General features: G+C 34.4%; 45 protein-coding genes. All 45 read left to right on the forward strand.

From position 1 onward, the window contains the following. Positions 1 to 13: 13 nt before the first annotated feature. The gene (locus tag CW357_RS00885; protein ID WP_124217108.1) at positions 14 to 331 is read left to right on the forward strand and encodes a DUF771 domain-containing protein; all 318 of its coding nucleotides are present in this window, start codon (positions 14 to 16) and stop codon (positions 329 to 331) included. Positions 332 to 344: 13 nt separating this feature from the next. Continuing rightward, the gene (locus CW357_RS00890; RefSeq protein ID WP_124217109.1) at positions 345 to 671 is read left to right on the forward strand and encodes a hypothetical protein; all 327 of its coding nucleotides are present in this window, start codon (positions 345 to 347) and stop codon (positions 669 to 671) included. A gap of 29 nt (positions 672 to 700) precedes the next feature. Next, on the forward strand, positions 701 to 1,576 hold the full coding sequence (locus CW357_RS00895) for a hypothetical protein (protein ID WP_124217110.1): 876 nt from the start codon (positions 701 to 703) through the stop codon (positions 1,574 to 1,576). Positions 1,577 to 1,679: 103 nt separating this feature from the next. Continuing rightward, the gene (locus CW357_RS00900; RefSeq protein WP_124217111.1) at positions 1,680 to 2,102 is read left to right on the forward strand and encodes a hypothetical protein; all 423 of its coding nucleotides are present in this window, start codon (positions 1,680 to 1,682) and stop codon (positions 2,100 to 2,102) included. Between the two features lie 10 nt (positions 2,103 to 2,112). Beyond that, the gene (locus CW357_RS18825; RefSeq protein ID WP_371683565.1) at positions 2,113 to 2,268 is read left to right on the forward strand and encodes a DUF6906 family protein; all 156 of its coding nucleotides are present in this window, start codon (positions 2,113 to 2,115) and stop codon (positions 2,266 to 2,268) included. Positions 2,269 to 2,282: 14 nt separating this feature from the next. Further along, positions 2,283 to 2,537 carry a hypothetical protein gene (locus tag CW357_RS00905; RefSeq protein WP_124217112.1) on the forward strand — a complete coding sequence of 85 codons (255 nt, stop codon included), beginning with the start codon at positions 2,283 to 2,285 and terminating at the stop codon, positions 2,535 to 2,537. Next, positions 2,534 to 2,713, forward strand: a complete 180-nt coding sequence (locus CW357_RS00910) for a hypothetical protein (protein ID WP_124217113.1) — start codon at positions 2,534 to 2,536, stop codon at positions 2,711 to 2,713. Before CW357_RS00905 ends, CW357_RS00910 begins: the two co-directional genes overlap by 4 nt. Positions 2,714 to 2,802: 89 nt before the next feature. Further along, a complete protein-coding gene (locus tag CW357_RS00915; RefSeq protein ID WP_206426802.1) occupies positions 2,803 to 3,663 on the forward strand; it encodes a hypothetical protein in 861 nt (286 codons plus the stop codon). Next, on the forward strand, positions 3,635 to 4,435 hold the full coding sequence (locus tag CW357_RS00920; RefSeq protein WP_241155030.1) for a PD-(D/E)XK nuclease-like domain-containing protein: 801 nt from the start codon (positions 3,635 to 3,637) through the stop codon (positions 4,433 to 4,435). Before CW357_RS00915 ends, CW357_RS00920 begins: the two co-directional genes overlap by 29 nt. 11 nt (positions 4,436 to 4,446) lie before the next feature. After that, entirely contained in the window at positions 4,447 to 5,388 is a 942-nt protein-coding gene (locus tag CW357_RS00925) for a hypothetical protein (protein WP_124217114.1), read from the forward strand. After that, on the forward strand, positions 5,388 to 6,623 hold the full coding sequence (locus CW357_RS00930; RefSeq protein ID WP_124217115.1) for a replicative DNA helicase: 1,236 nt from the start codon (positions 5,388 to 5,390) through the stop codon (positions 6,621 to 6,623). The genes CW357_RS00925 and CW357_RS00930 overlap by 1 nt, the downstream gene beginning before the upstream one ends. Next, on the forward strand, positions 6,613 to 7,062 hold the full coding sequence (locus CW357_RS00935; RefSeq protein WP_164489516.1) for a hypothetical protein: 450 nt from the start codon (positions 6,613 to 6,615) through the stop codon (positions 7,060 to 7,062). The genes CW357_RS00930 and CW357_RS00935 overlap by 11 nt, the downstream gene beginning before the upstream one ends. A gap of 3 nt (positions 7,063 to 7,065) precedes the next feature. Next, positions 7,066 to 7,542, forward strand: a complete 477-nt coding sequence (ssb, locus tag CW357_RS00940) for a single-stranded DNA-binding protein (protein WP_124217117.1) — start codon at positions 7,066 to 7,068, stop codon at positions 7,540 to 7,542. Between the two features lie 10 nt (positions 7,543 to 7,552). Further along, positions 7,553 to 7,969 carry a DUF1064 domain-containing protein gene (locus CW357_RS00945; RefSeq protein WP_124217118.1) on the forward strand — a complete coding sequence of 139 codons (417 nt, stop codon included), beginning with the start codon at positions 7,553 to 7,555 and terminating at the stop codon, positions 7,967 to 7,969. A 13-nt stretch (positions 7,970 to 7,982) separates the two neighbouring features. Beyond that, positions 7,983 to 8,417 carry a hypothetical protein gene (locus CW357_RS00950; protein ID WP_124217119.1) on the forward strand — a complete coding sequence of 145 codons (435 nt, stop codon included), beginning with the start codon at positions 7,983 to 7,985 and terminating at the stop codon, positions 8,415 to 8,417. Further along, positions 8,417 to 8,638, forward strand: coding sequence for a hypothetical protein (locus CW357_RS00955; RefSeq protein WP_124217120.1), 222 nt, complete (start codon positions 8,417 to 8,419; stop codon positions 8,636 to 8,638). Before CW357_RS00950 ends, CW357_RS00955 begins: the two co-directional genes overlap by 1 nt. After that, positions 8,638 to 8,895 (forward strand): hypothetical protein, encoded by a 258-nt coding sequence (locus tag CW357_RS00960; RefSeq protein ID WP_124217121.1) that lies wholly within the window; start codon positions 8,638 to 8,640, stop codon positions 8,893 to 8,895. Before CW357_RS00955 ends, CW357_RS00960 begins: the two co-directional genes overlap by 1 nt. Then, positions 8,895 to 9,077 carry a hypothetical protein gene (locus CW357_RS00965; RefSeq protein ID WP_124217122.1) on the forward strand — a complete coding sequence of 61 codons (183 nt, stop codon included), beginning with the start codon at positions 8,895 to 8,897 and terminating at the stop codon, positions 9,075 to 9,077. Before CW357_RS00960 ends, CW357_RS00965 begins: the two co-directional genes overlap by 1 nt. Continuing rightward, the gene (locus tag CW357_RS00970) at positions 9,074 to 9,370 is read left to right on the forward strand and encodes a hypothetical protein (RefSeq protein WP_124217123.1); all 297 of its coding nucleotides are present in this window, start codon (positions 9,074 to 9,076) and stop codon (positions 9,368 to 9,370) included. The genes CW357_RS00965 and CW357_RS00970 overlap by 4 nt, the downstream gene beginning before the upstream one ends. Then, complete coding sequence (locus CW357_RS18460) at positions 9,370 to 9,765, forward strand: hypothetical protein (protein WP_206426803.1); 396 nt, start codon at positions 9,370 to 9,372, stop codon at positions 9,763 to 9,765. Before CW357_RS00970 ends, CW357_RS18460 begins: the two co-directional genes overlap by 1 nt. Next, positions 9,743 to 10,171: a dUTP diphosphatase gene (gene dut / locus CW357_RS00980; protein WP_124217124.1), complete on the forward strand. Its 429-nt coding sequence runs from the start codon at positions 9,743 to 9,745 to the stop codon at positions 10,169 to 10,171. Before CW357_RS18460 ends, dut begins: the two co-directional genes overlap by 23 nt. A 43-nt stretch (positions 10,172 to 10,214) precedes the next feature. Next, positions 10,215 to 10,427 (forward strand): hypothetical protein, encoded by a 213-nt coding sequence (locus CW357_RS00985; RefSeq protein ID WP_124217125.1) that lies wholly within the window; start codon positions 10,215 to 10,217, stop codon positions 10,425 to 10,427. Positions 10,428 to 10,468: 41 nt separating this feature from the next. After that, positions 10,469 to 10,651, forward strand: coding sequence for a hypothetical protein (locus CW357_RS00990; protein ID WP_124217126.1), 183 nt, complete (start codon positions 10,469 to 10,471; stop codon positions 10,649 to 10,651). Positions 10,652 to 10,705: 54 nt separating this feature from the next. Then, on the forward strand, positions 10,706 to 11,059 hold the full coding sequence (locus tag CW357_RS00995; protein WP_124217127.1) for a hypothetical protein: 354 nt from the start codon (positions 10,706 to 10,708) through the stop codon (positions 11,057 to 11,059). A gap of 17 nt (positions 11,060 to 11,076) precedes the next feature. After that, entirely contained in the window at positions 11,077 to 11,490 is a 414-nt protein-coding gene (locus tag CW357_RS01000; protein WP_124217128.1) for a DUF722 domain-containing protein, read from the forward strand. A gap of 43 nt (positions 11,491 to 11,533) precedes the next feature. After that, positions 11,534 to 11,692, forward strand: a complete 159-nt coding sequence (locus tag CW357_RS18135) for a hypothetical protein (protein WP_164489517.1) — start codon at positions 11,534 to 11,536, stop codon at positions 11,690 to 11,692. 193 nt (positions 11,693 to 11,885) lie between these two features. Further along, positions 11,886 to 12,494, forward strand: coding sequence for a hypothetical protein (locus CW357_RS01005; protein WP_124217129.1), 609 nt, complete (start codon positions 11,886 to 11,888; stop codon positions 12,492 to 12,494). Between the two features lie 217 nt (positions 12,495 to 12,711). Continuing rightward, complete coding sequence (locus CW357_RS18140; protein ID WP_164489518.1) at positions 12,712 to 12,864, forward strand: hypothetical protein; 153 nt, start codon at positions 12,712 to 12,714, stop codon at positions 12,862 to 12,864. Between the two features lie 19 nt (positions 12,865 to 12,883). Beyond that, on the forward strand, positions 12,884 to 13,165 hold the full coding sequence (locus tag CW357_RS01010) for a hypothetical protein (protein ID WP_124217130.1): 282 nt from the start codon (positions 12,884 to 12,886) through the stop codon (positions 13,163 to 13,165). Positions 13,166 to 13,181: 16 nt separating this feature from the next. Further along, positions 13,182 to 13,433: a hypothetical protein gene (locus CW357_RS01015; protein WP_124217131.1), complete on the forward strand. Its 252-nt coding sequence runs from the start codon at positions 13,182 to 13,184 to the stop codon at positions 13,431 to 13,433. Then, positions 13,430 to 13,609, forward strand: a complete 180-nt coding sequence (locus CW357_RS01020; RefSeq protein ID WP_124217132.1) for a hypothetical protein — start codon at positions 13,430 to 13,432, stop codon at positions 13,607 to 13,609. Before CW357_RS01015 ends, CW357_RS01020 begins: the two co-directional genes overlap by 4 nt. Before the next feature lie 6 nt (positions 13,610 to 13,615). Further along, the gene (locus CW357_RS01025; RefSeq protein ID WP_124217133.1) at positions 13,616 to 13,951 is read left to right on the forward strand and encodes an HNH endonuclease; all 336 of its coding nucleotides are present in this window, start codon (positions 13,616 to 13,618) and stop codon (positions 13,949 to 13,951) included. Positions 13,952 to 14,074: 123 nt separating this feature from the next. Continuing rightward, complete coding sequence (locus CW357_RS01030) at positions 14,075 to 14,407, forward strand: hypothetical protein (protein ID WP_206426804.1); 333 nt, start codon at positions 14,075 to 14,077, stop codon at positions 14,405 to 14,407. Next, positions 14,404 to 16,077 (forward strand): terminase TerL endonuclease subunit, encoded by a 1,674-nt coding sequence (locus CW357_RS01035; RefSeq protein WP_124217134.1) that lies wholly within the window; start codon positions 14,404 to 14,406, stop codon positions 16,075 to 16,077. Before CW357_RS01030 ends, CW357_RS01035 begins: the two co-directional genes overlap by 4 nt. An 18-nt stretch (positions 16,078 to 16,095) precedes the next feature. Further along, entirely contained in the window at positions 16,096 to 17,238 is a 1,143-nt protein-coding gene (locus CW357_RS01040; protein ID WP_124217135.1) for a phage portal protein, read from the forward strand. Continuing rightward, positions 17,235 to 17,996, forward strand: coding sequence for a head maturation protease, ClpP-related (locus CW357_RS01045; RefSeq protein WP_124217136.1), 762 nt, complete (start codon positions 17,235 to 17,237; stop codon positions 17,994 to 17,996). The genes CW357_RS01040 and CW357_RS01045 overlap by 4 nt, the downstream gene beginning before the upstream one ends. A 19-nt stretch (positions 17,997 to 18,015) precedes the next feature. Then, positions 18,016 to 19,170: a phage major capsid protein gene (locus tag CW357_RS01050; RefSeq protein WP_124217137.1), complete on the forward strand. Its 1,155-nt coding sequence runs from the start codon at positions 18,016 to 18,018 to the stop codon at positions 19,168 to 19,170. Positions 19,171 to 19,186: 16 nt separating this feature from the next. Next, positions 19,187 to 19,393, forward strand: a complete 207-nt coding sequence (locus CW357_RS01055; protein ID WP_124217138.1) for a hypothetical protein — start codon at positions 19,187 to 19,189, stop codon at positions 19,391 to 19,393. 8 nt (positions 19,394 to 19,401) lie between these two features. After that, a complete protein-coding gene (locus CW357_RS01060) occupies positions 19,402 to 19,704 on the forward strand; it encodes a hypothetical protein (protein ID WP_124217139.1) in 303 nt (100 codons plus the stop codon). Further along, the gene (locus tag CW357_RS01065; protein ID WP_124217206.1) at positions 19,691 to 20,047 is read left to right on the forward strand and encodes a phage head closure protein; all 357 of its coding nucleotides are present in this window, start codon (positions 19,691 to 19,693) and stop codon (positions 20,045 to 20,047) included. The genes CW357_RS01060 and CW357_RS01065 overlap by 14 nt, the downstream gene beginning before the upstream one ends. Beyond that, a complete protein-coding gene (locus CW357_RS01070; RefSeq protein ID WP_124217140.1) occupies positions 20,037 to 20,402 on the forward strand; it encodes an HK97 gp10 family phage protein in 366 nt (121 codons plus the stop codon). The genes CW357_RS01065 and CW357_RS01070 overlap by 11 nt, the downstream gene beginning before the upstream one ends. Before the next feature lie 3 nt (positions 20,403 to 20,405). Further along, positions 20,406 to 20,720, forward strand: coding sequence for a hypothetical protein (locus CW357_RS01075; protein WP_124217141.1), 315 nt, complete (start codon positions 20,406 to 20,408; stop codon positions 20,718 to 20,720). Between the two features lie 61 nt (positions 20,721 to 20,781). Next, the gene (locus CW357_RS01080) at positions 20,782 to 21,357 is read left to right on the forward strand and encodes a major tail protein (protein ID WP_124217142.1); all 576 of its coding nucleotides are present in this window, start codon (positions 20,782 to 20,784) and stop codon (positions 21,355 to 21,357) included. A 21-nt stretch (positions 21,358 to 21,378) separates the two neighbouring features. Continuing rightward, positions 21,379 to 21,750: a hypothetical protein gene (locus tag CW357_RS01085; RefSeq protein ID WP_124217143.1), complete on the forward strand. Its 372-nt coding sequence runs from the start codon at positions 21,379 to 21,381 to the stop codon at positions 21,748 to 21,750. A 53-nt stretch (positions 21,751 to 21,803) separates the two neighbouring features. Then, a complete protein-coding gene (locus CW357_RS18720; RefSeq protein ID WP_256386310.1) occupies positions 21,804 to 21,938 on the forward strand; it encodes a hypothetical protein in 135 nt (44 codons plus the stop codon). Positions 21,939 to 21,942: the final 4 nt, after the last annotated feature.

A 21,942-nucleotide genomic window follows, 5' to 3' on the forward strand; every position in this document is an offset into this window, starting at 1 on the left:
TTGAGGTGATTAAATGCAACAGATGCAAGTTAATTTGACAATTCCGGTGCCAGAAGATTATGTGCTTGTAAATAAAATTGAACTTGAAGAACTACAACAAGAAAAACTAACTGGTTGCTTTTGGTCAATGAAGGAATTGGAAAAAAGAACAAACAAAAAACAGGAATGGCTAAAAGAAAAATTACTATATCAACCTAGATTCAAAAAAGTATTAGATGTCGAAAATGGTGGATTTGTTTATTATCCAAAAAAGTCAGGAGAGAAATGGGCATTCCTAGCAAGTAAGATGTCTAAGTTTCTGGAAGATAATTTTTACTTAATATTTTCGTGAAAGGAGAACAAACATGAATGAAAAACAAAAATCCTCACAACCTGTTGCAGCAGATAGTGAGGAAGAAATAATTGAACATGATTACAAATACTTGCAAAGTATTTTATCAAATTGTGATATTGAAAGATTACTATATGCGATTAGTATCGGAAAACCAATCATTGTAGAAGGCATACAAGGACCTACAGGTAAATCGACATTAGTACGTTATTTACAAGAACGTGGAGCTAATGCGATTGAATATAATTTGTCAGAAGTATTTACATTAAATGAATTCTTAGAAGAGAAAAATTTGAATCCTTTTAAGAGTTTTTTTCAAACATCGATGAATAATTTTTGAAATAAGGATAATCCAAAGGAGGAACTCAAATGTACAAGCAATTGAACGTTGAAAAAGTATTAAACATTGTAGAACGCATGAAAGCTTTAGCAGAAGAATTGGAAAGTGAAGTTGCTTCAACATCAACTGAAACTGTGGAAGAAACAACAGCAACTGTAGCTGAAACTGAAATCATCGAACATGATGGATTAAAACTTAAACGTGTGAACAGAATAGCTAAGCCTGGTGACTATATCAGACCAACTATAAGTGTTGGAGGTTTAAAGTCAGGTGAAATATATGGACCAGTTAAACAAGATGATATAGTGGATGAATTAGTTGCAGATGGCAGATTAATTTATTGGAGAGAACGCACTCCTTCCACAGTAGAAGTATTCGAAGTCATCGATGTACAAGCTGAAAAATTACCGTTTCCAGAGGTTGAGTTAACTGCTAATCAGAAACGTGCGAAGTTGATTGAACAAGCTAAGAAGTTTGTGGAAGAACAAGTCGAATCCCACAAAAGGTACTATCTTTTTAACAAGTCGCCAATTGAAATACGGTTTGTTGTGAATTCTAAAAAACGAACGGTAGTTTGCTTAATTACAGATTTAAATTATGGATTAGTTACAAAAAGAGGAATAGCCAAATGCGCACCTGATGACGTATTCAACGAACACATAGGTAAAGCAATCGCATTAGCTAGAGCGCTTGAAATTGATGTTCCTAATGAGTTTTTGAAGGCTGTACAACCAGATGAAGTTGTAATGGGAATGGATTTAGAAATTAGAACTAATGGTAAGTTCAATTTTACTCATAAACCTGCTAACGCTGATGATTTAGAAGATTGCAATGAAAGTTTTCAATCGGATAATTTTGGAACATTTATCATTGACGACACCAACGCACAATATGAGGTGGTCTAATGCTAATCAACAACAAGCAATGGCGGAAGTTACCCGGGTATCTGAGATATTTAATGTTGCTTGAATCGAATAAAAATAATCGTATGAAATGGGAGGAATCAAAATGAAACAAGTTCTTTTATTAGATGGCAAAGAGTTCGAAATCAAGGGTTCGACTATATACGAAAACAAAATTACAAGTGTTAACTATATTGATGAAAATGGAAGCTTAGTCAAATTAGTAGATTCTAAAAGTAATTATTTTAAAGACAAAGCTGTAGATGATCTTCACAGCAAAGTCATTGATAAGGATGATTTCATTCATAAAATTGTTCATTCAATCGAAGAGTTTTTAGAAGACGAAGAAAAAATGCTGGATCTCAAAAATAACGAAGTTGCTGAAGCAAACAGAGAATTGTATACAGACCCAAGTAAATATAGATACTACGTTGATTGCTCAATACGAAGAGAAGAACAGTCCGGGAAAGTAGATGGGATTATTGAAACTTTGAATCTAATAAAACTTTCATTAGGTTACAAGGATTGAAGGTGAAAGCATGAAGAATGGTAAACGCCTAACAGTCGCTGAACACAAGTATTTGCAGTCAATGGGAATTAATTCAGAAAACTGGTTGCTTAGTAAAAAGACAAGCCATTTATGGACGCTCATCCACAGATTTACTAATCGAGTTAAAGAAATTCCGGCACCTTAAAGGAGGTGAGTTAATTGGACAGATGGCGCAAACCTTTCGGAGACGTAAAAATCAAACGTGCAAGAGAATACGAGTTAGATAATGCAATTGCTGACTTAGAAAAACGTGGCTTTGAATTAGTTAAACGTGGCGAGGAACACAAAGAAGTTAAACGTTACAACTATGAAGGGAATTCAATCGATAGGTTAAGCAGATTTAGATATTCAGACCATCAAGCGATTAGTAACTACTTTGCAGTAATGCGGAAGAAGGAGGTTGCTAAAATTTGAAAGAGTATGCGTTGTACAAAGGTGAAAACATCGTTGGAATTGGCACTTTAGAGGAATTGGCTAATCAAAAAGGTGTACAGATAAGAACTATTAAATTTTATCTTACTCCAACATATAAACATAGATTAGCAAAAAGGAAGAAGGTTAGAAATGCGCTTGAATTGGTGGAAATATAAAAAACTCGCTAAAGATGGCAGTCTTTAACGAGCGTTAAGGAAAAGATTTTTTCTAGTAACACTATATCACAAAATGGAGGGAAATATACATGAATGATTTAACAACTCAATTTAATAATAACCAACCATCACTTCATCAATCGCAACAAGGAGTGCTAGCACAGGCTAGTGCTTCTCGTGAGATGGAAGAAGTAAAAGGGGCTATATTCTTAGCAAAACAATTTCCTCGAAATTCATTTCAATCAGAACAAAGAATTTTAGATGCTTGCAAACGGCCGGCGCTTGCTCAAGTGGCAATGTATTCATATCCCAAAGGCGGTCAACGTGTAACTGGACCTTCAATTCGACTAGCAGAAGTATTAGCACAAAATTGGGGAAACTTATCGTTTGGTGTTAAAGAATTAGAACAACGTAATGGTGAATCAGTGGCAATGGCTTATGCATGGGACTTAGAAACGAACGTGAGAGTAGAAAAAACTTTCACGGTAAAACATTCAATAAAAGCAAAAGGTTCACTAAAACAACTAACAGATCCTAGAGATATTTACGAAAAGGTTGCAAATGACGGTTCTCGCAGATTACGTGCTTGTATTTTAGAAGTGATTCCTGGCGATGTTGTCGAAAAAGCTGTTGGCGAATGTACAAATACATTAGCTGGCAATAACAAAGGCCCCTTAAAAGATAGAGTTTCAAATGCTCTAAAAGCATTTAAGGAAAATTATCGTGTTACTCAAGAAATGATTGAAACAAAGTTTGGTTATAATGCAGAATCTTTCACTGAACATGATTATGTTGAACTTATTAAAATATTCAACTCGCTTAAAGATGGAATGTCAAAAGTTGAAGATTGGTTCGACAAAGAGACTGGTAAAAAACAAACTAGTAAACTTGCAGCAGACTTCGAGAAAGAGGTGACTACTGTTGCAGAAAACCTTGCTAAATCAGAATAACTACTACTCACAAGAAGCAAACGTTGAATACTTGTCAGTATCACAATTCAAAAATTTCGTACAGTGTGAAGCGAGATCACTAGCAGAATTAAAAGGAGAGTTTGTTCGTCCATATTCTAATGCTTTAACGGTAGGATCATATTTGCATAGTGCATTTGAAAGTGATGATGCATTCAATAATTTTTGTAAAAAAGAACATGACGTAATCTTTAAAAAACGTAGTAATGGAAAATATTCAGATTTTGAACAAGCTGATGCAATGATTCAAACGCTTAAAGATGACAAGTTTTCTATGTTTGCGCTTGAAGGTGAAAAAGAGGTTATTTACACAGGTAAACTGTTCGGAGCTAAGTGGAAAATAAAAGTTGATTCAATCAATCATGATCGTAAAACTTTTAGTGATATAAAGACTACTCAAAGTCTTTCTAAGCGCTATTGGAGTGACAAATACAACAAGTATGTATCTTTCGTAGAAGCCTATGATTATGTACTTCAAATGGCTATTTATCGTGAAATAATCTTTCAAAATACAGGTGAGTATTATTCCCCTTACATTGTAGCTGTAACGAAAGAAAATCCACCTGATAAAGCAGTACTACATTTCGATGAATCTAGGTTTGATTTTGAAAAAGAATATGCCGAAATTTATACACCAGGAATTTTAGAAATAAAACAAGGCAAAAAGAAACCGATGCGATGTGAAAAATGCGAGTATTGCCGAGCAACTAAAAAACTTACGAATACTTTTGAAATCGAGTTTTTATTGGAATAGGAGGGTAATGCATGTCCGGTTGGATTAGTCTACACAGAAAGCTCATGGACAACCCAATATATTCTAGCGCGGGCATGCTTAAGCTTTGGATTCATTGCTTATTAAAAGCATCTCACGCAGAACATGAGCAATTAGTTGGTACACAGATAATAAAGTTACAACCCGGCCAGTTTGTTACTGGTCGAGATTCATTAGCTTATGAATTTAACAGAGGAGCAATAAAAGGAGATATTGTTTCTTCAATCACCTTGTGGAGATGGTTAGGCACTCTAGAGAAGATGCATATGGTGAACATCAAAAAAACAACGAAATACAGCGTCGTTACTGTGATTAATTGGTCTATGTATCAACTAAATGAACAACAGATGAACAACAGATTCGGTGACAAACCTGTGAACAAAAATGAGAACAACAAAAAAAGTGAACAACAAATAACGCACGAAAACGCTTTTGTATCAACGGTTCAAGGTGAATGTGTTAAAAAAAGTGAACAACAGATGAACAACAAACGAACAACAAATGAACAACAAATGAACACAAACAATAATGTTAATAATGTAAATAATAATATATCTCGCAAACGCTCACGCTTTTACGAGGAGGATTCCGATGAGATGAAATTGGCAAATTTCTTTATCTCAAAAATACGTGAAAACGACCAAAAATTTAAGGATCCTAATAAGCAAACATGGTGTGATGATTTTAGAAAACTTATAGAGCTGGATAAAAGAGATAAACATGAGATTTCAAAACTAATCAAATGGGTTCAACAAGATGACTTTTGGAAATCCAATGTTTTATCTCCTTCTAAATTAAGAAAAAGATATTCTGAATTGCTTATTAAAATGCAAAATGAGCAAAAGAAGAGAACACCTTTTAGCGAACAAAATGGAACTGAACAAATGACAATTTATAAACCTTTAAATATCGATTATTCAAGAGGTGAGGATTGATGCTTACAGAGGAAGCAATCTTAGGGACCATATTAAAGGCTCCACATTTGTTAGGTGACTCAGATTTGAAGCCTGAATATTTTCAAGTCGGTGAAAATCGAAATATTTTTCTCTCTATGAAGGAACTAGCAGCAAAAGGACAAGCAATTGATCTAGTAACTTTATTAACTACTGGTAAGCCTGAAGAGTTCGGTGGAGCTGGTAAGTTGAATCGAATACAGAACATGGCTAATGAATTAAAGTTTGATAGTTATGTAGAGTTGTTAATCGATAATTGGCGTGAAAAAGAAAAATTAAACATTTTAGAAATTGCAAAATACGAAAATTGGAATCTCGACAAAATAACTACTGAACTCAATAACTTAGTTGCTAACAAGGTTGATGATTACAACGACATTAAAGAATTAGTTTTAGAAGTTGTAGAAGAGCCATGGAACTCAAAAGAAAAACCAGAAGGTATACCAACAGGAATTAAGACATTGCAAGATTCAACAAATGGATGGCAAAACAGTGATTTGATTATTATTGCAGCTCGTCCATCTATGGGGAAAACGGATGTCATGTTGCATTTTGCCAAACAAGCAGGTTGGCATGGTTGCATACCTATTATCTTTTCATTAGAGATGAGTGCAAATAAATTACGCGATCGTTTAATTGCTTCAACAGGAAATTATAATCGTTCGAAAATGAAAAATTTATATAAACGGTTATCAGATGGACAAAAAGGAACTTGGATGGATGCGATTGGAAAAGTAAGCGAAACAAACATTCAGATTTTTGATAAGAGTGGGCAAACAGTGCAAGAAATACGCATGAAGGTACGAAAAGTAAAAAATCAATTCCCAGGAAAACAGTTGATGATATTTATTGATTATCTAACGTTGATTAAAGCTAAGGAAGAATTTAAAGGAAATATGCACTTAGCTATATCTGATATTTCAAAATCGTTAAAAGCCATTGCAAAAGAGTTTAATTGTCCTGTCGTGTCATTAGCGCAGCTCTCAAGAAGTGTAGAAAAAAGACCAGACAAGCGACCAATGCTATCGGATTTACGTGAAAGTGGGAGTATTGAAGAAGATGCAGATATAGTAATGTTCCTTTATCGTGATGCCTACTACAGCAAAGATGAAAACGATGATTCATTAGAAATGATTCTTGCTAAACATCGAGAAGGTGGAGTGGGGACACTTCATGCTAAATACAACATGTTTACGGGAGCTATTCATGACGTATAACGAGTTGTTATATGACTCTATCAAGTATGACGAAGAAAAACTCGCCTACGCTGTATATTGGCTAATAAAAAATAACGTTGTAAAAGGAACAGATAACGCAAATTCAGTAAATTGGGATTTGGTTAATTACCACGAAGTGGAAGAGATGAAAAAAAGAAATGAATTAGATTTAAAGATTATTAAACTCTATACAATGCCAATTGGCAATAATCAACATTTTCTTGTGTTTGCGGTGGATGAAAAATCAGCAAGAGGGCATTGTTTAAATGAACTTGGAATGCTGCCTGAAAAGGTTTTTGATATTACAGATGAACTTGATATGAGTTTTTGGTTCCCTGAAGAGAAAAAATATAAAACACTGAGAGAAATACGAGATGCAACAATAATTTTTCCCGCAACTGCAATGATATTTGATAAAGATAAAAAACAATGGAGGTAGTAGATCGTGAATACTACTCAATTAGTTGGTCGACTAACAAAAGATCCTGAATTACGTTTTAGCCCGTCTGGAATAGCGATTTGTAATTTTACACTTGCTGTTCAACGAGAGTTCAAAAATCAGCAAGGTGAGTATGAAACAGATTTTATTACATGTAAGGTGTTCAAAAAACAAGCTGAAAATCTAGCAAACTATCAAAAGAAAGGTGACAGAATCGGTATTGTTGGAAGAATTCAGACAGGCAGCTATGAAGGGCAAGACGGAAAACGCGTTTACACAACAGAGGTCATAGCAAACAGTATCGAGTTTTTAGAAAGTAAACGTAATAATACGCAAGGTAGTCAAACGCAAAAAACAAATTATCAATCGACTCAATCCAATTCAAATATGAATCAAAATTATTCAAGAGTTGATGAAGATCCATTTGCACCTGTTAACAATGGACGAACAGAAGTGACTGAAGAGGACTTGCCTTTCTAGGAGTGATGAAATGACTAGCAAATACAAAAATAAAAAAGTAGAAGTTGATGGAATAACTTTCGACTCTAAGATGGAATCCGATTACTACTTGTACTTAAAACAACTTGAACAGCAAGGGGCAGTCAGAGAATTCTTAATGCAAAAAGAATATATATTGCTCGAAGGCTATGTGAAAAGTGATAAAAAAATCCGCCCGATTAAATATAAAGCAGATTTTGAAGTCCATTATTCAGATGGACATATCGAAGTAGTGGATGTTAAAGGATTCTTAACAGCTGACTTCAAACTCAAAAAGAAACTGTTCGAATATCGCTTTCCGTTTGTTCTGAAACTAGTAAAATTTTCAAAGATTGATGGTGGATGGATTGAATTAGAAGATTACGAGAAAGCTAGGAAAGAACGCAAAAAACAAAAATTAGCTAAATAAAGGGGAAATTAAAATGACAAACATTCAACTAAACGTATTATTCAAAAAGATGCAAAAAGACGACAAAAAGGAAGTATTAATGTTCCATGTATTATCTGATGAACTTCCACATGCTGATGAATTATTGAAAATGCCTGGTTCTATCACAGTGTTGGAAATTGCTAAAAGTGAACTAGAACCGATTGCAGCTGAATTTGCAAACATCCAACGTGATAGCAAAAAGACAGTCCTTAAATTTAATGTCAATGCAGATAGCAAAGGTAAAATCGATAAGTTTTATCCATTTGCTGGATCTAATGTAGATTTACTTATTCAACCTTCTCAAATGAGTATTGAGGAATTTTATGAGGAACCTCATGAAGGTATTAAATATGAGGTTAATAAAGATGGTACGGTTACAGTTCCAGAAGGTCAGTTGAAGATTGATGATGTGGAAGGTGATGAGTGATGCTCAATTGCACATCGAAATCAGATGAAGTGTTTTTAATTGCAAACATAAATGAGCATGGTAAAGTAATTAATTTTCCAATGGGTGGCGGTAGTAGTACAAAGCCATCCATTAAAGCTCATGACAATTTAAAAAGCGCAAAACGTGCTCAACGATTTTTTAAAGGTTCAGTAATTGTTAAAGCAACATCTTTTGAGATTGTGGAAGGAGCGAATACGTGATGAATGAACGCATATCAATACTTCTTACCGCTAAGAATCATTACTTGCAAGAAATTGAAAAGTACAACAAACGTATTGATAAAGAATCGGATAAATTGTTCGCAATGCAAAAGGATGAAGGAAATAATAGCGTTAAACAACGTGCAAAAGTTCGCACTCGTTTATCACAACTGGGTGATGCACGAGAAACGGTAAAAAAGAAAGTTACAGAAATTAATAACTGGATAGATGAAATAAAACAAGGAGTGAACGCTTGATGGATAAGCATTATGAACGTGAATTGCTACGTGAGATAGATTCACTTAGAGAAGACAATATTCGCTTACGTTCAGCTTTAAAAACGATTAGATGGAAAATCGAAGCTACAAATCCACAAGCATGGAGAATGCGAGAAGTAGCGCATGAAGCACTTTATGGAAATGATGGTGAGAATAAATGACAAAAGAAAAAGCTATTTTAATAGATTTAGGAAAAGTCAGAATTAAAGAATATGACAATTTGAATGTTACTGTCGAACGTTTAGAAACTGTTTATAATCCAGTTGCAAAAGAATATTCAACTAATTGGCGATTTAAGGGCTATTCTAAGTCGATATTAAGCGCTTTGGAGTTTATCCATACAAATGAACTGCTCATTGATAAAAACGAAATTAGGTCAATCGAAAGCTATTTAAAAAAGGTGCATGAATCGAATGCTATTGTACTAAATGCATTAAAGGAAGTGAATGCATAATGACCATTTCAGATGAAATCATAGCAAATCCAATTATAAGAAATGTACAAGCCTTACTCGAAAATCAAACAGCCAAAGGATTAGCTAAGTATGGTACCACTGTTAATCCAAATGATTATTCTGTGGAAGAATGGATCCAACACGCTAGTGAAGAAATAATTGATTTTCTTGTTTATCTGCAAGTTTTAAAGGTTAAGTTGAACGAATCACATATGAAACTAGCAAGAGAAAACGAGCAATTAATCAAAACTGCACGATTCTACGCTCAACAAGGTAACTGGGTATTTCGTGATGATGAACGAATATTTAGCCCATCGGAAGTTGAAATGGATAAAGGACATCTAGCTAGAAAAACATTGGAGGAGTTAGGGTATGAGTTTGAAAATAAAAGTTAAAAGATTAGTAGAAGATGCAGTTATCCCATTTAAAGCACATCCAACTGATAGTGGATTCGACTTAATAGCTGTGGAGGATATGATTATTTGGCCGTTTGAAACTAAAAAGATTAATACAGGACTTGCATTTGAATTGCCTAGTAATTACGAACTTCAAGTAAGACCAAGGAGTGGATTATCACTTAAAACCGGATTAAAAGTAATATTTGGAACCGTAGATAATTCATATCGTGGTGAAGTTGGTGTAATTGCCATAAATGTATCGAGTAAAGAAATTTTAGTCAACAAAGGCGATAAGGTAGCACAAGCAGTATTTCAAAAGATTCCTGATATTGAACTTGTGGAAGTACAGGAATTAAACAGTGGTGATCGTGGTGTAAATGGATTTGGGAGTACAGGGGTTTAGTGAACAGTAGAAGAATTTTGTGCAATAGAAAGGGGGAAATAGTATGCCTGTTTATTACATGGACGAAAGACCTCATGATGGTTGGTATGCAGGAACGATTCCAAACGGTAGATATCGTTACATTGGTCGCCATTTAGGCATCCGTTTCGAAGTACATGCAATAACACCTAAAACAAAAGAACAAATTTATGAAATGATTGAAAATAATATGGAAGGTTGGATAAATCGAGAAGGTTATATAACAGAATTAAATTAATGTGCATTCCGTAGAAAAAGCGTAACAAAAGAGGTGAACAAATGAACAATCAAGCAATCGTTTCTTGGAATCCATCAGAATATCGTTACGACTTGCATATTGATGGTAAATTAAAAGCTTATTCAGATGGACATGCATCTACAAGAGATTCGCATGGAGAAGGTAAGAAAACATTAATTCAATTAGCAAAAGACCATGGTTATGAAGTTAAAGTGAACGAATAACATATATTTTTTACTCTTAAAAAGAACGTCAGTTTGTATCGGGAGGTATAGCAATTGAATAGTATACCGACTATTGAAGAAATTCAGACCACTCGAAAATGTAAATGCAATCCTATTTGCAAACAATATTATAGAGTGAATGGAATCGATATTTATTGTAAGAAAAGTTTAGAACAATTAGCGATTAATATTCTAAACAAAGTAAATGGTACGAATATATCGCAAGGTAATTACAACAATCGTGGTTGGACCACAAAGCAGGAAAAAATCATCATTCAATTTGTGGAAGAAAACGGTGTTCAATTTGGCACGTATCGCATCATTGGTGAATTAATCGGTAAACCGCGTGAAGCTGTAAAACGAAAAGTGTATGAGTTAGAAAAGCAAGGTAGGTTAATACGTAATTAAAAAGGTAGGTGCTGCACATGGCATTAACACGTACAGACATAAAGAAAATCGAAGAATATTGGATAAACCATGAGCAGAATAAAAAGAAATTGAAATATCGTGAATGGGAATTATTGAATCCATACCAGGAAGAAGAACGAATAGGCGGTATTTCTTCTGGGAGAATATCTAATACAACTCAACAGAAGGCAATTGTTTTATTAGAAGACAAGCTCTATCAGAATCTAAAGCATATTGTGGATGAAATCGACAAGTTATATGTGGATCTTGATGATGATTCTAAAACAATCGTAAAGATGCGGTATTGGTGCAAGAATGATTTCTTCGAATGGGAGGACATTGCAGACAAGTTGTATATGTCGAGACATAAGGTATTACGTAAACGAAACATATTGATTGATGAGACTGCTAAACGGATTGGGTGGGTTTAGTGAATGATAAAAGAAAAGTATAACGCAGGGAGGGTGAGTAAGTATGACCGATATTAAAGATGAGATTTTTATCAAAGCGATGGAGGAAGCAACTAAAGTTCTTGGCGCAGACCCAGCGTACTTTGGAAAAGAAGGAAAAGAAGAGGTTGAGAGACAATTAAACAAGTTGGGATATAGTTTAGAAGAATTGAGGGAGAACTAATGCACAGTTCGTAGAAAAACTGAACTTCCTGACACTAGCGAAGTTCGCAAAATAATGTATTAAAGTAGTAGCATGGAGTATTTGATAAAAGTACTTCATGACATGAGTTTCCTCCTCTGGATATGGACCACTCAAAAAGGGTGGTCTTTTTAATTTTATTGGTTAAAATGTATATAAAAGGGAGGAATAAGATATGTCGAGAGAAGATATGGTATTCACTAGATCAAACACAGGAATACGCGGTAAATATAATGAAGCAATGAAAATTTTAGAATACAGTATAATGATGGTGGAATTCTTTGAGTTAGAAGAATTTAACAATGTGATTGCTGCTCAATTAAGGTTGATTCTTTGTGACACTTCTAAACGTGGGAGCAAGATAATTGATAATTCTCTTATTAGAAAAATACAACCCAATCCTCAATTGCATCAGATCAAGGAATTAGTAAACTTAACTGTAGATGGAAATTCATTTGTGCCAGATGAACTGTTTGATTATGAAAAACCGAGAATTCCTTTAAGTGATTGGCTAAATCAGGTTATCTTATCTATAACTTTGCAAAATAAAAAACAAGATATTACAATATTCGATTTTATTAAGCACTCAGCAAATAAAAGCGGTGGAGCTCATGTTGATGCTAGTTTAGAAGAGAAAGCATTTATAGTTGATGTGCATTCTAAAAGAGTATTATGCAATATAGCTAGAGGGTTATTTAGAGCTGTTGGTAGAAACTTCAGAAAGAAAAACGTCGAAAATTTATCATACATAATTGAAAAGTTAAATGAAAAAGCATCGGAATAATCTGGTGCTTTTTATTATGTATCAATTTAAAAGCGCATAGCATTCGATTACAGACGTTTTATATCAATCTAGTATAAATTATCATCTTTCTATTTAAAACGTCACAGATGAATGATTATGCAACGATAAATGCATATGAATGGTCGTATGTGTTTATGGGTGTGTAATTAAGGTCTGGTTCATGTTGGACCTAAGTAATAACTGTGGAGGGATAACGATGGCGAACATAATTGTAGAGTCGGTATACGATGAAAATAGTAATAAATGGTATCCCAATCTTGATGGCACTGTATATTATTCTTTACCTTTCAATGACAAAGAGAGTTGTGAAAACTTATGTAACATGATGCGAACGATTTTATTTAATTAATTTTATTGGAGGGATATGCATGGCAAATGTAAGGATTGAAATATCAGATGTAACGAAACCACCAATTGTATATGTAGATGGTGAGAGAGTAAAAGGTGTTGCTTCAATTGATTATCAATATGTTTCAGATGATATGAATGGACGACAACCTCATAAGTATTTGATTAAGTATGGTACTGAAGATGGAGTTATCAGAACGATTGGTGAAGAACAGATAACATTTAATGATTCAATGAATGTTAACAAAGTAAAAAGAATAATACAAAAAGAGTTTGAAAGATTGGTTAATAACATGTATTAAGTGTGGAGGGATAAGCATGGGAAACATTAAAGGTATCACAATTGAATTAGGATTCGATAACAAATCAAGACGTAAGTTAAAGGCTATAGCTAAACATGCAGGTGCATTGGCTGATGAGTTAGAAGCTATTGATAATGCTTGGAAATGTCCAAAGTGTGGTCATGATAGCTATACAACTCTTTACAGTGAAGATGTAGCCTATTCTCGTTGTGATAAATGTTTAACTGAATTAGATGAACTACCAACACGATTGGAGGTTTCACAATGACTGAACAAGAACGTTTTGATAAAGAGAATGAAATCATTGCAGACATTATTAAGCGTGGTCAGTTCCTTAATGCTCAACAAAGTATTCAAGTTGGTAAGTGGGTTGCAGAAGGACTTATTAAAGGACTAACTCAACCACCTGTTAAGTTGCCAATACGATTAGAAGGCAGTGAGTAACAATCAATGAATGAATACAAAACCAAAGAACAAAAGCGTAAGTTCTATGACAGTAGCGATTGGAAAAGACTTCGAGAAGAAGTAAAGAAACGAGACAACTATGAATGTCAGGAATGCAAAGGCAAAGGTATTGTTCGCATTGACACAAATGAATTCAGTGAACATGCAAAGCGAAAGAAGATACAACTTGTTGTCCATCATATTAAAGAACTCGAACATCATCCTGAACTAGCATTAGAGATTGATAACCTTGAAACCATTTGTGTTGATTGTCACAACAAAGAACATGGACGAGTGTTTGAAAGAAAGATAAATAAATGGGAACAAGATGAAAAATGGTAAGTACCCCCCGGTCAAAAGGTTTCGATTTTATTCGAAATTGGGGCACCGGGAGGTGGACTGTTCTGTCCAGATTTTTAAATATATTCGCGCACGTTAGGGGCTATATAGAGGGGAGGGGGTAGCATGACACAAATGATTGAACAGTTACGAGACCAATTAATGAGTAAGATTGATACTGGTGATCTAATGGAAGTGAAGAAAGTTCAACGATATATAGAACTTCTGAAAATTGATGCACTATGTGATGAAGCGATTCAACGTGATGGAGCAACTGTAACTATTGAAAATGGCTCGCAGCGATTTATTAAATCACATCCAGCTTTGAATGATAAGACTAAAATTAATTCACAATTAATTGCACTCGAGAAAACTTTCAATTTCATCAGTGAAGGCACAACCTCAACTGCATCAACTGTGGAAGAACAAGAAAACTTCACGGAAGATGATTTAATTTGATTTCAAATAAGTACGTAGACGAATATATTCAGCTTTATGAAACTGGACAGATAAAACTAAATAAAGAACGAATCCAACTGATTGAGTACTTGCAAAATGATGTACTTAGTCGAGATGATTTGTATTTCAATGATGAAATGATTGAAAACTGTATTCGGTTTATTGAGAAATGGTATTTTCCAACCGAAGCTTTCCAACGGTTTTTAATTGCTTTCATCTTTTTATTTTTCAAGAAGAATAACCGCGTATTCTATCGTAAGTTCTTATGGATGATGGGACGTGGTGCTGGTAAGAACGGTATTATTTCCGGTATTACGCATTTCCTAACAAGCCCATTGCATGGCATTAGAGAATACAATATCTCAATTGTAGCCAACTCAGAAGAACAAGCTAAAACATCTTTTGATGAAACCTACAATGTAATTGGCCGAAGCAACACTTTAAAGGGAATGTGGGCACGTACTAAACAAAAAATCACAAATAAGAAAACAGAATCAGTTCTAAAATTTCGAACATCAAACGGTGAAACAAAAGATGGTTTGCGTGATGGTGCTGTTGTATTTGATGAGATTCACCAATTTGAAAGCAATAAAGATGTAAGAGTTCATATTTCCGGTCTTGGTAAGAAACCTAATCCACGAGAATTTTATATTGGCACAGATGGTTATGTGCGTGACGGTTTCCTAGACAAGATGAAAGAAAAAGCATTGAAGGTTTTAAATGGTGAAGCTCGGCCAAACGCTTTATTTCCTTTCATTTGTAAATTAGATGATGAAAGTGAAGTCGATGATATTTCCTCTTGGGAAAAAGCTAACCCAATGCTAAGTGAACCAAGAAGCGATTATGCTCAAGGTTTATTCGATACCATCTATGAAGAATATGAAGATTTAGAAGATGATCCATCTAATAGAGAAGAGTTCATGACAAAGCGTATGAACCTTCCTATCACTGATTTAGAAAAATCTGTAGCAACTTGGGAAGAAATTCTTGCTACAAATAAGCCATTACCAAATGTCCTTTATAAAGAGTGCATCGGTTGTCTTGACTATGCAAGTATTCGAGATTTTGCTGCATGTGGTCTTCTGTTTAGAGATGAAGGAAATTATGTATTCCAAACGCACTCATATGTTAGAAAAGAATTTGCTGATAAGTATTACAGTTATTCGAAAAAACAGGATGCTGAAATGGCTGGTAAGCGTAAATTTGCACCTATTCGTGAATGGGAAGAACAAGGTCTCCTCACTGTTGTGGAAGGACCTACAATTGACCCAAATATAATTGTTCAATGGTTTGTAAAGATGCGTGAATACTACGTTATTAAAAAAATAATAGCTGATAATTTTCGAATGGAAATATTAAAACCATTATTTGAAGCAGAAGGATTTGAAGTAGAAGTAATTCGTAATCCTAGAGCCATCCACAGCTTGTTAGCGCCAAGGATTGAAACAGCATTTGCAAATCAACAAATTATTTTTGGGGATAATCCTTTAATGCGTTGGTACACGAATAATGTCCTTGTTGTTATTAAAAAAGATGGCAACAAAGAGTATATGAAAAAAGAGCCTATTCGTAGAAAAACTGATGGTTTCCAAGCTTTCGTTCATGGTATGTATCGAGCAGATGAAATAGTTGAGGATAATGAATTCTTCATTGGTGATATCAAATTCTAAAGGAGGTGAGGAGAAAAAATGGGTTTCTTAGATGCAATATTTAAAAGAAATAGCGAGGTAGAATTCATGTTTGATCTTGATATTTTTCAAGATACGTCCACAAGAATTCACATGAAGCGTTTAGCAGTAGATACTTGCGTTTCGTTTCTTGCAAGAACTATAAGTCAATCTGAATTTAGAATCCGAAATGGAGATAAGTATGAAAAAGATGAACTGTATTATCGATTAAACGTAAGGCCAAATAAAAACATGACTGCAAGTACATTTTGGCAAACCTTTATCGATAAGTTGGTTTATGACAATGAATGTCTTGTAATTCAAGCTGATGATGGTGACTTACTTATTGCTGATTCATTCGGCCATAACGAATATGCAGTATTCGAGGATACCTTTTACGATGTGACTATTAAAGATTACATGTTTAAACGAACATTCAAACAAAGTGAAGTCATTCATTTAAGGTATAAGAACGAAAATTTAGCACCATTAATTGACGGCTTGTATAAAGATTATGGCGATTTATTTGGTCGAATATTAAATTCCCAAAAACGAAAAAATCAAATCCGTGGCACCGTTGATATGGATATGATCGCAGCTAAGTCAAAAGAACAACAAGCTAAACTACAAGAATTCATTGATAACATGTACAAAGCAATTAGTGACAAGGACGTAGCTATAGTCCCTCAACAAAAAGGAATTGAGTATAAGGAACATGCTTCAGGTAATTCTTCATCCCAGAGTGTGGATGAAATTAATAAAGTTACAAACGGATTCTTAGATCAAGTAGCAATGGCTATAGGCATTCCAATCAGTTTAATTCATGGTGATATGGCAGATGTAGAAAAGCCTACTAAAAACTACATGATGTACACTGTTAGTCCACTACTCAAAAAAATTAAAGATGAAGCAAATTCTAAGTTTTTCACACAACAAGAATTTTTAAATGGCCAAAAAGTTGAGGTTAAAAGTATTTCATATAACAGCCTATTTGATATTGCAGCTAGTGTAGATAAACTTGTTTCTTCTGGTGCATTTACTGGAAATGAAATCAGACAGGAGGCTGGGTATGAGCCATCAACAGATACTAACCTGGACAAACATTACATTACTAAAAACTATCAAGAAATGGGTACTACCGTTGAAGGAGGTGAGAACGAATGAGACAAATATTAAAAGAAGATTTTCTTAAAACCTTTAAAAATCAATCTTACAACGAGCAATTAAAAAAGGTTAATCGTAAATTCGAGACTTTTCACAATGAAGCAACAGATACTACAGAAATCACTATTTACGGTGTTATTGGTGATTCATGGTGGGAAGATTCAGTTTCAGCTAGTGATATTGACAATGCATTAAATAGCATAGATGGAGATATTACAATCAATCTTAATTCTCCTGGCGGTGATGCATTTGATGGAATCGCTATTTACAACCGTCTGAAAAAGCATAATGGTAAAGTCACAATTAATGTTGATGGTTGGGCATGTTCAGCAGCATCTGTTATCGCTATGGCTGCAGATGAATTAATCATGGGAATGGGTTCAATGCTTATGATTCATGAAGCTAGTAGCATAGTTTGGGGAACTAAAACAGAAATGCGAAAAGAAGCAGATGTCCTTGAAAATTTAGAAGATGGCATCATTGATATTTACATGACTAAAGCTAATGTTAGTCGTGAAGAAATACGCAACATGGTAGATGCTGAAACGTGGTTTAGTGCTCAAAAAGCTGTTGAAATTGGTTTTGCATCGTCATCTTCATCATCAACTGTGGAAGAAAACAAAGATGATGAGATTACTCAACTTAAAGCTAAAATGCAAGAGATGCAAAATAAGATAGAACAATTTGAAAATAAGGAACCTAAAAAGCCTACGCCTGTAAAACAAAACAGTGCTTGTATGGCTTTTTTAAATATCTAAAAATCGGAGGAATGTAAAAATGGTAATTAAATTTAACAAATCAGAAGCTTTTAAAAATGCGAAAGCAAAGTTAACATCGGTATTATCAAACGAAGCATCAACCCAAGAAGAACAATCACAAGCATTCGAAAACTATTTTGATGTATTGCAATCAGAAGTTACAAATGCAGTTGCTGCACAAGTAAACAATGAAATGTTAGATCGTTCAGTTTTACAACAACGCGGTCAAAATGTATTAACTTCAGAAGAAATGAAGTTCTTTAATGAAGTTGCAACATCTGGTGGATTTTCTGATGATTCAATTCTTCCTGTAACAACTGTAGAACGTGTATTTGAAGAATTAGCGAATGAATATCCATTGCTTGATGCGCTTGGATTGCAAGATTTAGGAGCAGTAACTCGTTATATTGATTCAGACCCAACAAAAGCATATGCATGGGGTAACTTATTCGAAGGTATTGCAGGACAAGTATCTTCTGCATTTAGTGATAAAGAGGTTGGCCAACTTAAATTAACAGCATTTGCAGCTATTCCAAACGATATGTTGGAATTAGGTCCAGTGTGGATTGAACGTTACGTTCGTACATTACTAGTAGAATCATATTCTACAGGTTTAGAGTACGGTTTTGTAAATGGTGGAGGATCAACTAAAAAAGAACCAATTGGACTAATGAAAGATGTGAATGCATCTACAGGGGCTATCACTGATAAAGCTTCAAGCGGTACATTAACATTTGCACCATCTGAATTTGGTGAAACTATTGCAAAAGAGTTACACGGTGTTGTTTCTGCATTATCTGAAGATGCAAAAGGTAAAAAAGTAAAAGTTGGAGGCAAAGTTGTAATGGTTGTTAACCCAACAGATGCTATTGCTGTCCAATTCCGAAATACAATTCAAACAGCTAACGGTCAATGGGTAACAGCTTTACCATACAACATTCAAGTTGTTGAATCTGACCAAATTCCATCCAAAAAAGCATTGTTCTTTGTAAAAGGTCGTTACAATGCACGTTTAGCAGGTGGCGTAAAGGTTAAGAAATTTGACCAAACATTAGCAATAGAAGATGCAACGCTTTACACTTTAAAACAGTTTGCAAATGGTGAACCAAAAGATAATAAAGCAGCTTTAGTTTATGATTTAAACATTAATTTTGATGCAGTGCCAGTAGGTTAATAAGGGGGAATCTTAAATGGCTAAATTTAAGGTATTAAAAACATTTCGTGATAAACATACAGGTGTTGTCTACACACCTGATTCAGAAATTGAAATGACTGTAAAAAGAGCTGACGAGGTTGAAAAAAATCTTGATAGCTCTTTTTTAGAGCGCATTGATGTTTCATCCACAGATGATAAGAAACAAGCTACTGATGATAGATCTAAAGATGAGAAAAAGTAGGTGATTGAATGACAATCACAGACGAAATTTTAAAAGAATTCAAAGATAGGATGCACTTGGGTGATGATGAAGATGAGAGCCTAAGACGCATCCTTTCTGCGTCTAATACGGCTTTAAAGCGTATGTGTGGAGAATATGACATATCGATTGATGAAGAGTTTAAAGAATTGGTTTTTGAACGTTCTCGATATGTTTATAACGATGCACTGGAATACTTCAATGACAATTTTTTAAGCAACATCAACGACTTAGGAATTGCAAAAGCACTTGAAGAAATTGTTGCGGAGAGTGATACAGATGCAATCATTTAAGTATTCGCCAAATTTTAATTCTGGATCATTTAGGCATCGTATCACTTTTCTAAAAGAAACAATCACTGTGGATGAATTAATGCAAGAAAATGTTGAAATGGTGGAAGTTGCAACGGTCTGGTGCATGATTAAAACGGTAAGTGGCCGAGAATATTTTTCTGCAGCATCTACACAGAACGAAAACACGTACCGTTTCATTATTCGTTATAAGAACGGTTTAACTCCTGATATGCAAATTAAATTTAATGAGCGCATATTCGATATCGAAAGTATTCTAAACGATGACGAATTAAATAAGACTCTCACCATCATTGCGAAGGAGCGTGTTAGTAATGGCGGTTAAAGGCGTATACAAAACAGATGAAATTGCTCAAGCAATCATAGATGAATTAGAAAAATACTCAAAAGTTGTGGATGAAGATGTACAGTCACTTGCTGAAACAGTAGCTAAAGAAGGTGCTTTTCGTTTAAGTGTTGTTAGTCCAAAGCTAACAGGTAGTTACAAAACTGGTTGGAGAGCTAAAAAAGTAAAAGGTAAATGGGTAGTCCACAATGCTACAGATTATCAGTTAACACACTTACTCGAATATGGTCACGCAAAAGTAAACGGTGGACGTGTAGCAGCTAGGCCACATATTAAAGCTGTCGAAGAAGAAATGATAAAAGAATTCGTACATGGTATAGAAAAGATGGTGTAGACAATGACATTAGTAGAATTAGCGCAAAAGTTGGCGAGTATAGGCTATCCAGTTGCTTATGACCATTTTACAACTACCAAGGAACCACCTTTTATCATTTATACGAATCCTGATGATAACACATTTGGCGCAGATAACAAAGTCGTCCACAAGACTAAGAATATTAATGTTGAAGTATATACAAGTAAAAAAGATTTAGCGCTTGAAGCGAAAATAGAGAAGTTATTTGATGATAACGAACTCTATTATGATGATCCAGACGAAGTATATATCGTGTCTGAAAAAGTTTATAAAAGAACTTACTATTTAACGATTTAAAGAATCCGAAACCACGGGTTCTTTTTTTATTACAAAAATTTATTTGAGGAGATGTTTATAAATGCCACAAGCAGCAAACAAAGTATTATTTGGTCTTAAAAATGTTTACTATGCAGTAGCTACAGAAGATGCTGATGGGAAATTCACTTATGGAACGCCAGTTAGGATTCCAGGAGCAACAGAAATGTCTACGGATCCGGCCGGTGAATCAACTTCATTCTTTGCAGATGATAGTGTTTATTATGAAGCCGAAGCTAACCAAGGTTACGAAGGAAAATTTAATTTCGCCAAACTTCCACAATCATTTTATACTGATGTGTTAGGTCAAACAGTTGTAAATGGTGGTTTATTCGAAAATTCAAATGCTAAATCTAAACGAATTGCTTTGCTATTTGAAATCGATGGCGATCAAAAAGCTGACCGTTTTGTTTATTACAATGTATCAGTTTCACGTCCTGGTAATGCTTCTAAAACAAAAGAAGATAAAACGGAAGTAAATACAGTTGAATTAAACTTTAAAGCTACTCCACGACCTGATGGAGCTATTAAATGGGTAACAGGACCTGATACACCACAAGCTGTTTATGATGCATTCTATACAGCAGTAACAGAACCTGTAGAAGTACCAGCTGGATAATAAACTGTGGAGGAATGACAAATGAAAATTAATATTTCTGGAAAGAGTGTTCGTTTTAAAGCGAATGCTCTTTTTCCTGTTAAATACAAAAGCGAAACTGGTCGAGACATTTTCAAAGATTTAAAGAAACTAGAAGGTATGCAAAATTTAACAGTTGAAAATTTTGGTGAATTTAGTATCGATGTTCTTTATGATATCGTTTATGTTCTTGCATGGTTTGGTGATAAATCTATCGGAGAACGTGACGAATGGTTATTATCATTTGATAACTTCAATGTTTACGAGGTTCTTCCACAAGTAATGGATTTATTAACAGAATCACTTGCTACTACTAAAAAAAAGAAGAATCCACAGAAACAGAAGGCACAGAAAAAACAAGTTTATCAGAATTAACAACAGAATTGTATCTTGCTTTATGTCGTTCAACAAAGTTAGAACATGCTGACATGGAATTAATGACAATTGGAATGTGCTTAGATTATATCGATGAGTACAACGAGATTCATAATCCGAAAGAACAGAAGGAAAACAAACCGCGTAAAGCGACACAAGCAGATATTGAAGCATTGAAAGGGCGTTGATTAA

The organism is Rummeliibacillus sp. TYF005 (genome assembly GCF_003844195.1).
Taxonomy (GTDB): domain Bacteria; phylum Bacillota; class Bacilli; order Bacillales_A; family Planococcaceae; genus Rummeliibacillus.